The organism is Dietzia sp. Cai40, assembly GCF_014145165.1.
GTDB classification, from domain to species: Bacteria; Actinomycetota; Actinomycetes; order Mycobacteriales; family Mycobacteriaceae; genus Dietzia; species Dietzia natronolimnaea.
Map to the genome: position 1 here is coordinate 1 of NZ_JAALEB010000235.1, position 6,163 is coordinate 6,163.

Consider the following 6,163-nt stretch of genomic DNA (forward strand, 5'->3'; position numbering starts at 1 on the left):
CTGCCCCTGCCCCCGGGCACCGGCTGGGGCCTCACCGCCGAGGCCCTGGCCCATCCGGCGCATCTGCACCCGGCGATGCTGCTCGCCCACCTCGTCGGGGCCGCACTGACCGCCGTGCTGGTGGCCGCTGCGGCCGAGGGGTTGCGCAGGGTCGTGGCACGACTGGTCGTGCTGGTCCGCGCTCTTCTCGCTCCGAGCACCCCGTTCCCGGGCACCCCCGCGGCCGCCCGGGCCTGCGCCCCGGCCACAATTCTGCTGCTGACCGCGCGGACCCTGCGCGGCCCACCGCTTCCGGCCTGATCCACCACACTCCTCCCCCCGTGCGATCGCCCGGGGCCAGGGGTGTGCGAGTCCTTCTCTCATCTCGAACGGCCCCCGGCGGTCGCGCACGCGCGCGCACCGGCGGCACCGGGCCGTGGATCAGGAGTGCCCTCCCCATGACCATCACGACCGACCCCTCCCGCGCAGCCCACCCCCGCAGAGGCGACACCCGTCCTCCGGGCATCGGGGGCCCCGTACGGCAGCTGGCCCTCCGCCTGCACTTCTACGTCGGACTGCTCGTCGGACCGTTCCTGCTCATCGCCGCGGTGTCGGGATTCTTCTACGCGCTGGCACCGACGATCGAGCGGGTGGTCTACGCCGACCAGTTGACCGCCGCTTCGACAGCGCAGAACGTCCCGTTGGCGCAGCAGATCACCACCGCCCGCACCGCGCACCCCGAGCTCCCGGTGTCGAGGATCGTGCCCGGGAGCGAGGGCTCCACGACCCGGGTGCTGTTCTCGGACGGGTCACTGCCGTCGGACTCACACTCGCGCGTGGTCTTTGTTGACCCCTCCGACGGCGCGATCCGCGGTGACACCGTCCAGTACGGCTCCGGTCAGGCGCTGCCCCTGCGCACCTGGCTGTCCGGGCTGCACCGCAGTCTGCACCTCGGCGAGCCGGGCCGCCTGTACTCCGAGCTCGCCGCCAGCTGGCTCGCCCCACTCGCCCTGGCCGGGCTGTACCTGTGGTGGGGCCGCACCCGCCGCGCCGGCACCTCGGGGCGGACGTCGACTGAGTTGAAGTCGACAGTGCTGAGGTCGACAGTGCTGAGGTCGACGGCACTGAAATCGACGCTGTTGAGGTCGACGCCCGGGCTCACGGGTCGGGCGCGCCAACGGTCCCGCCACGCGGTCCTGGGGACCTGGGCGTTGGTGGGCATGCTCGTCCTGTCGGCGACCGGCCTGACCTGGTCGGCCTATGCCGGACAGCGGGTCTCCGACCTCCGGTCCGCCATGGGCTGGACCACGCCGACGCTGTCACCCCAGTCCCCCGAGAGCTCCCGGAGCGGGTCGGCCTCCGACCAGGCCGTGGGAGACCACGACGGTCACGAGGGTCACGGCTCACACGGCGGTGCACACGGGGCCGTCACCGGCTCGGCTAACGGCACCGGCACCGGCACCGGCACGGACGCTGACTCCGCGACCGCCACCGCCTGGACCGCCGACGACGCCGGGGTCGCCCTGGCCGGCGCCCGCACCGCGGGACTGACGGAACCGGTCCAGCTGGTTCCCCCCGCTGGTGACGACGACCTCTGGCGGGTGCAGGAGGTCCGGCGCTCCTGGACCCCCGGCCCCGACGCGGCCAGCATCGACGCCGCGACGGGCGAGGTGGTGCAGTCCCTGCCGTTCTCCGACTACCCCCTCGCCGCCAGACTGACCGACTGGGGGATCCGCCTCCACATGGGGTTCCTGTTCGGTCTGGCCAACCAGCTCCTGCTGGCGGCGGTGGCGGCGGCCCTCGTCGTCGTCATCGTCCGGGGCTACGTCCTGTGGTGGACGCGGCGACCGACCCGCACCGGCGGTCTGGCCCGGCCCCCCGCACGTGGTGCCACGCTCGACCTGCTGCGTCGCCGCCCCGTGGGAACCCTGGTCGGCGTGACCGTGGTCGCGGCGATCGGGTGGGCCGTCCCGCTCCTGGGGATCTCACTGGCGGCCTTCCTCGTCCTGGACGTGATCCTGGGACTCGCGGCACGACGCGCACGCGGCTGACATCCGGGGAGGGCGCTGGGGTTACCCTCACTCCCATGGTGTCCAGGAGCGCGGGCGTCCTCTCCTCGGGCGCGCAGGCGATTCGCGCGTTCACCTACAGCTCCCCGGCCAGATCCGCGCTCGCGGCGTTCGCCTCCGCCATCGCCCTGTTCACCGCACTGCTGATGATGCCGTGGGCCACGTCCTCGGGCAGCTCGCCGGAGCTGCACGACGCCGTCTTCACGGCCACGTCAGCGGTGTCGGTGACGGGTCTGACCACGGTCGACACGGCCGCCCACTGGTCGTCAGCGGGTCAGGTGGTCATCCTGACGGCGATCCAACTGGGTGGCCTGGGCATCGTCACCATCTCGTCGATGCTGGCACTCTCGGTCACCCGGCAGTTCGGGGTCCGCACCCGCCTGCTGGCGCAGACCGGGACATCGGCGGGCGGGTTGGGGGAGGTCGGGTCGCTGATCAAGACGATCGTGGTCTCCTCGGCCGTGGTCGAACTGGTCATCGCCCTGATCCTCACCCCTCGGCTGATCGCCCAGCAGGGCTCGGTGGGCGACGGGATCTGGCATGCCGTCTTCTACGCCGTCTCCGCGTTCAACAACGCCGGCTTCATCCTCCACCCCGACGGCCTGGCGGCGGTGGCCCACGATCCCGTCGTCTTCTGGGCACTGATCTGCGCAGTGTTCCTGGGCAGCCTGGGTTTCCCCGTCCTGTTGGTCCTGTGGAAACACCAGTGGCACCTCGGCAGGTGGAACCTCCACACCCGCCTGACCGTCGAGTTCAGTGTCCTGCTGATGCTCGTCGGGGCTCTGGGATTCGCGGTGGTGGAGTGGAGCAACGTCGCGACCCTCGGCGGGGAGAGCGTCACGGACAAGCTCCAGAACTCCCTGTTCGCCTCGGTGATGATGCGATCCGGGGGTTTCGCGGTGATCGAGCCGGCGGACACCAGGTCGTCGACCATGTTCATCACCGACGCGCTGATGTTCGTCGGCGGTGGTTCGGTGTCGACCGCCGGCGGGGTCAAGGTCACCACCCTCGCCGTCATCTTTCTCGCCTTCCTCGCCGAGGCCCGAGGGCAGGAGGACACCACCGCTCACGGCCGCGCGCTGCCCACGTCCTCTGTCCGGATCGCCGTGTCCGTCGCAGGGATGGGACTGACTCTCGTGTCGGCCTCGGCCCTGACGTTGATGGTCCTCACCGGCGAGGACCTCGGACGCCCGCTCTTCGAGTCCATCTCCGCGTTCGCCACCTGCGGTTTGAGTTCCGGCCTGAGCGCGGAACTCGAGCCCGCGGGGGTGTACGTTCTGTCCGGGCTGATGTTCGCGGGCCGCGTCGGCATCATCACGTTCGCCACCGCGCTCACCATGCGAGCCCAGCGCACCAGATACCGCCTACCCACAGAGAGGCCGATCATTGGCTGACCGCAACCGTCGCCAGTCCCCGGTGCTCATCGTGGGCCTGGGCCGCTTCGGCGTCTCCCTGGCCACCCAGCTCGTCTCCCAGGGGCGTGAGGTGCTCGCGGTGGAACGGGATCACGGACTCGTGCAGAAGTACGCCGACTCCCTGACCCACGTGGTGGAGGCGGACGCCTCCGACATCGAGGCACTCCAACAGCTCGGCGCGCAGGACTTCTCCACCGCCGTGGTGGGCGTGGGGACCTCGATCGAATCGTCCGTCCTGGTGGCCGTCAACCTTGTCGACCTGGGCGTGGAGCACGTGTGGGCCAAGGCGATCAACAAGGCCCACGGAAAGATCCTCACCCGGATCGGGTGCCACCACGTCGTGTTCCCCGAGCACGACGCCGGCGTCCGCGTAGCGCACCTGGTCGCCAACCAGATGATGGACTTCATCAAGTTCGACGACAACTTCGCGATCGCCCGCATGCTCCCCCCGAGGGACGTCGTCGGACGCACCATCGATCAGTGCCGCCCCCGCAGTCGCCACAAGGTCAACATCGTGGGGATCAAGCCTCCCGGCCAGCCGTTCCACTACGCGGAGCCGGAGACCTCGATCGGTGCGGAGGACGTGATCATCGTCTCGGGGCATGTCCGGGACCTCGAGAGGTTCGCCGACCATTCCGACCGGAAGCGATAGCTCCGGCGATCTGCTGCACCAACCACAGTCCGCCGCCCACGAACAGCAGCACCCCGGCCAGCCGGTAGTCCGCATCCGCCCGCCCGGACAACGGGGACACGAGGAAGCCGCAGCTCAGCAGCCCCAGCACCGGAACCACGGTCGGCGCCCGGAAGTGCGCGTGCTCCACCGGCTGCCGGCGCAGGACCAGAACCGCGAGGTTGGTGACCGTGAACACCGCCAACAGCAGCAGTGAGGTGGTCCCGCCGAGGGCGGTGAGGTCGGCCAGGGCGACGAGCCCGGCCGCCAACACGGTGGTGAACAGGATGGCCACCCACGGAGTCCGCCTGCCGGGCAGGACGCGGCCGAGCGCCCGCGGCACCACCTTCTCCTGGGCCATGCCATACACCAGCCGGGACGCCATGAGCATGTTGATCAGTGCCGAATTGGCCACGGCGGCCATGGTGATGAACGCGAAGATCCAGATCGGGAACGCCGGGGCGCCCGTCGCCACCACCGTGAGCAGCGGGGTCTCCCCCTCGCCGAGTTCCTCCGGGCTCACCAGGGCCACCGCGGAGATCGCGACGAGGACGTAGATCAGGCCGGTCACCGCCAGTCCCGCGAACATGACCTTGGGGAAGATCCGCACCGGATCCTTGGTCTCCTCCGCCATGTTGACCGAGTCCTCGAACCCGACCATGGCGAAGAAGGCCAGGGCGGTGGCGGCCGTGACCGACCGGACCGGACTCTCGCCCGAGGCGGTGTCGAACTCCGTGACGCGCGAGAGATCTCCCTGGCCGTGTCCGATCGCCCACGCCCCGATCGCGATCACGATCAGGAGGCCCGTGAGCTCGATGGCCGTGAGCACCACGTTGAGGCGGACCGATTCGGAGACGCCGCGGAGGTTGACGGCCGCGACCGCGGTGATGAACGCCAGGGCGATTCCGATCAGCGGCCAGGTCCGGGACATCAGGTCGAGCCCGACCGCCTCGTTGAGGTTCCCGGCGAAGGCCAGGGCGGCCGAGGACGCCGAGGTCAGACCCGAGGCCATGACGGCGAAGGCCACGAGGAAGGTCAGGATCTGGACCCGGAACGCGCGGTGTGCGTACACGGCGGCGCCGCCGGCCTTCGGGTACTTGGTGACCAGTTCCAGGTAGCTCGTGGCGGTGAGGACCGCGACGGCGAACGCGATGAGGAACGCCAGCCACGCCGCGCCCCCGACCTCCTCGGCGACCTTGCCGGTGAGGGCGTAGATGCCGGTACCGAGGATGTCCCCGACGATGAACAGCAGGAGCAGACCCGGCCCGATCACCCGCTTGAGGGCCGGTGGCCGCAGGGCGCGCGTCGGCGCGGCCAGGCCGGGGTCTCCCGCGTCCCGACCCGGGGCGGACGGGGTATCGGTCATGGACACCTCCCACACACCGGAACGGTCGCCGATCCGGTCAGCATCCCACCGAACGGGCGTGCCGGAAGCGGCTCCGGGTATTGGCGGGAGTCGCCTGTGATCGGGGCAAGAAGAACGCTGGTCTTGGTTCGACTCCGGGACTAGATTCCGGACATGACAGTCACCGACGAGCTGCTCGAGGCCGCCTCGGCCTACCGGTCCGACTTCGACAAGGGCGACCTGCCCATGCCGCCCGGCCGCAAGATCGCCGTGGTGGCGTGCATGGACGCCCGCCTCAACCCGTACGGGCTGCTGGGGCTGTCCGAGGGTGACGCGCACGTGATCCGCAACGCCGGAGGCGTGGTCACCGACGACGTCCTGCGGTCCCTCACGATCAGCCAGCGACTCCTGGGCACCGAGGAGATCGTGCTGATCCACCACACCGACTGCGGCATGCTCACATTCCGCGACGACGACTTCAAAGACCAGATCCAGGCCGACACAGGACTGCGTCCGCGGTGGTCACCAGAGGCGTTTCCAGAAGTGGAAGCGGACGTCCGCCAATCGCTGGCGCGCGTCGAGGCCGACCCGTTCCTCCTGCACGGCACCGCTGTTCGCGGGTTCGTCTACGACGTGGCGACCGGGGATGGCCTGCTGCGGTGATCTCGGACGGTGGACCCTCCTA

At 70.2% G+C, this 6,163-nt stretch carries 5 protein-coding genes and 1 pseudogene; 5 read left to right on the forward strand and 1 reads right to left on the reverse strand.

All coding sequences use genetic code 11. The features are described 5' to 3' along the window. The 4 genes and pseudogenes from G6022_RS09775 to G6022_RS09790 form a co-directional block, all read left to right on the forward strand. Positions 1-300 (forward strand): annotated as a pseudogene (locus G6022_RS09775) (hypothetical protein); the annotation flags it as partial. A gap of 137 nt (positions 301-437) precedes the next feature. Continuing rightward, positions 438-2,030, forward strand: coding sequence for a PepSY domain-containing protein (locus G6022_RS09780; RefSeq protein ID WP_182691457.1), 1,593 nt, complete (start codon positions 438-440; stop codon positions 2,028-2,030). Positions 2,031-2,065: 35 nt separating this feature from the next. Beyond that, on the forward strand, positions 2,066-3,442 hold the full coding sequence (locus tag G6022_RS09785; protein WP_182617013.1) for a potassium transporter TrkG: 1,377 nt from the start codon (positions 2,066-2,068) through the stop codon (positions 3,440-3,442). Then, on the forward strand, positions 3,435-4,115 hold the full coding sequence (locus G6022_RS09790; RefSeq protein WP_187700485.1) for a TrkA family potassium uptake protein: 681 nt from the start codon (positions 3,435-3,437) through the stop codon (positions 4,113-4,115). The genes G6022_RS09785 and G6022_RS09790 overlap by 8 nt, the downstream gene beginning before the upstream one ends. Here the strand turns inward: G6022_RS09790 and G6022_RS09795 are convergent. Beyond that, the gene (locus tag G6022_RS09795) at positions 4,051-5,499 is read right to left on the reverse strand and encodes an APC family permease (protein WP_182609798.1); all 1,449 of its coding nucleotides are present in this window, start codon (positions 5,497-5,499) and stop codon (positions 4,051-4,053) included. The two genes, G6022_RS09790 and G6022_RS09795, sit on opposite strands and share 65 nt — an antisense overlap. Before the next feature lie 153 nt (positions 5,500-5,652). Between G6022_RS09795 and G6022_RS09800 the strand changes: the two genes are divergently transcribed. Further along, positions 5,653-6,141, forward strand: coding sequence for a carbonic anhydrase (locus G6022_RS09800; protein WP_182638598.1), 489 nt, complete (start codon positions 5,653-5,655; stop codon positions 6,139-6,141). Positions 6,142-6,163 lie beyond the last annotated feature (22 nt).